This window comes from Streptomyces turgidiscabies Car8, assembly GCF_000331005.1.
Lineage (GTDB): Bacteria > Actinomycetota > Actinomycetes > Streptomycetales > Streptomycetaceae > Streptomyces > Streptomyces turgidiscabies.
In genome coordinates, this window is record NZ_AEJB01000411.1 from 1 (window position 1) to 2,807 (window position 2,807).

Sequence of the window (2,807 nt, forward strand, 5' to 3'; positions counted from 1 at the left end):
CTTCGCGTTTACCCGTTAGGGGACTACGGTTCCGCCGTTGACGGCGTTGGGGGCCGGGCGCCTGTTCATCTCGACCCAGGGGTTGCCGGCGTTGGTGCCGCACTGCAGGATCCCCGGGTTGGGGCCGTTGTTGTCGAACTGGCAGGTGAGTTCGTAGACCCGGCCCGTGGTGGTGATGAGGCCGAACTGGATACCCCCTGACGCCTGGTGCTCGCCGACGGAGGCGCCGCAGGGCACGCCCGCCGCGCCGCCCGCCGGGTAACCGTCGTGGGTGCTGAGGTCGGTCCACAGCATGGGGTTGGCGGTGCTGCCCGTGAGGTCACGGATGCCCGCGTAGAAGCGCCCGTCGGACGACAGCGCGGCCTGGTACTCGACGTTGCCCTGGGGGTGGTAGGTGTCGACCTCGGAGCAGGGGCCCGGTGCGCCGGTCGCGCCCGTGGCACCTGTCGTGCCGGTGCCGGTGGCTCCGGTGGGGCCCGTGCCGCCGGTGGGGCCCGTCCCTCCGGTCGCTCCGGTGGCGCCCGTCGCGCCCGTGGCACCGGCGCCGGGGCCGGTCGCTCCGGTGGCTCCGGTGGCGCCCGTCGCGCCGGTACCGGTCGCGCCGGTCGGGCCCGTGGCGCCGGTCGCACCCGTGGCTCCCGTGGCGCCGGTCGCGCCCTTCGGACCCGTCGGGCCCTGGCACTTGTCCTTGCCGCCCAGGGCGAAGGACGTGACGCGGTGCTTCGGTCCCTGCTGCTTGCACTTGTCCTTGCCGCCACTGGAGTGGCTCGCGCGGGGGGTGTGGTCGCCCACGCTGCGCGCCGCGGCCGTCGCCGGCCCGGCCACGCTCGCGGCCAGGACCAGTGCCAGCGAGGCCACCATTCCGGCCTTCTTGAACCTGTCCCGCGCCAGCGGCCCGAGAAGCGAACGCGTCCTGTACTCAGGACTCATCGGTGTGCTCCTTGCGTCGACTTGTCTTGTCTCGGCTTGTATCGCCTTGACTTGCGAGGGGGAGCTTTACCTGAGCGGGATGCGTGGACCGGCAATATGGTCGGAAAGGCGCGCGTTTATCAACGTATAGGACTAATCGGTGGGGTCGGATGGGTTACCCGGCGGCGGCGTCTTCCGCGTGGGCGAATGCGGGCATATCCGGCTTATGTCACATTGGCGCCGTGAAAAAGCAGACCCTCTGCCTCTGCATGATCGTCAAGAACGAGTCGCAGGTGATCGAACGGTGCCTGAGCTCCGTACGGCACCTCATCGACCACTGGGTCATCTGCGACACCGGTTCCACGGACGGCACGCAGGACCTGATCCGCAAGACACTCGACGGCATCCCGGGCGAACTCCACGAGGAACCGTGGGTCGACTTCGGGCACAACCGGACCAGCAACATCCAGCTCGCCCGGGGCAAGGCCGACTACCTCCTCACCCTCGACGCCGACCACGTCATGCGCCAGGACGCCCATCTGCCCCCGCTGACAGCGACGTCGTACATGCTGCGCTACGACACGCCCGGCACCCAGCACCGCTTCAAGCACCTCATGCGGGCCGACCGGACGTGGCGCTACGAAGGGGTCACCCACGAGTACCCGTGCACGGACGAGTCGGACGGGTCCGACGTCCAGGAGAACCTGGACGCGCTCGTCATCGAGGACCACGCCGACGGCGGCTGCCGCAGCGACAAGTTCGAGCGCGACGCGCGGCTCCTGCGCGGCGAACTCGAACGCGACCCCACCAACACGCGCACCGTCTTCTACCTCGCCAACACCGAACGCGACCTGGGACACGTCCAGGAGGCGATCGCCCTGTACGAGCGGCGGGCGGCGATGGGCGGCTGGCCGGAGGAGGTCTACTGCTCGCTGCTGGAGGCCGGCCTTCTCAGGGCTGAGGGGGCCGACGACTGGCCGGGCGCGATGGACGCGTTCTCCCGTGCCTGGGACGCTCGGCCCGGGCGCCTCGAAGCGTGCTACGAGTTGGCCTCACGCCTGCGCCTGAAGGGCCGCTACCGCACCGCGCACGCTCTCCTCGGCGGCGCCGTCGGCCTCCCGGAACCGGACGACCTGCTGTTCACCAAGTCCTGGGTGTACCGGTGGGGGCTGCTCTTCGAGTACTCCATCACCGCCTACTGGGTGGGTGATTACGCGGCCTCCATCGAGGCCTGCGACACGCTGCTGGGCCTGCCGGACCTGCCGGAGCCGATCCGCCGCCAGACCGTGCTCAACCGTGAGTTCGCGGTCGGTCAGGCGGTCGCCGCGGTGCCCGGACCGGCCGGCGGCCGTCACGGGCGGGAGCAGACCACCGTGACGAGGGTGAACGAGGCGTAGAAGGGGCCGTGGGTCAGTGGCGGAACATGCAGGCGCAGCTTGTCGACGCCGTCACGGCTGCCTCTCTCGACGCGGAGGCGGCGGCACGCCGTGGCGGGCAGCAGGCTGGGGCGGCACTCGGCGATGGGCTCGCCGACGGCGCGGCAGACGGCGCAGACGCGGCCGTCGACCAGGCCGAGGGTGGCCTGTCCCGCTTGCAGGCTGTGGCGCTCGGCGCGGGCGCCGCAGCCGGCGCCATCCTCATGACCGCGTTCGGGCAGGCGCTGGAGCAAGACCAGATCACGGCGCGACTCGGCGCGCAGCTCAACAAGACGCCGGCGCACGCACAGCGGTACGGGCACGTCGCGGGCCAGCTGTACGCGAAGGCGATCACCGAAGACTTCCAGACGGCGGCCGACACCATCGGCAGCGTCATGGGCGCCGGGCTGATCGACGCGGACGCGACGAACGCCGACATCCAGAAGGTGAGCACGAAGGTCGCCGACCTGACCTCGCTCTTCG

At 70.7% G+C, this 2,807-nt stretch carries 2 protein-coding genes and 1 pseudogene; 2 read left to right on the forward strand and 1 reads right to left on the reverse strand.

The window, feature by feature from the left end:
* Positions 1 to 15: 15 nt before the first annotated feature.
* Positions 16 to 930 carry a hypothetical protein gene (locus STRTUCAR8_RS52895; RefSeq protein ID WP_006379864.1) on the reverse strand — a complete coding sequence of 305 codons (915 nt, stop codon included), beginning with the start codon at positions 928 to 930 and terminating at the stop codon, positions 16 to 18.
* Positions 931 to 1,151: 221 nt separating this feature from the next.
* Here STRTUCAR8_RS52895 and STRTUCAR8_RS29915 point away from each other — a divergent pair, with 221 nt between their 5' ends.
* A complete protein-coding gene (locus STRTUCAR8_RS29915; RefSeq protein WP_234372464.1) occupies positions 1,152 to 2,306 on the forward strand; it encodes a glycosyltransferase in 1,155 nt (384 codons plus the stop codon).
* Positions 2,307 to 2,332: 26 nt separating this feature from the next.
* Positions 2,333 to 2,807: pseudogene (locus STRTUCAR8_RS29920) on the forward strand (phage tail tape measure protein); the annotation flags it as partial.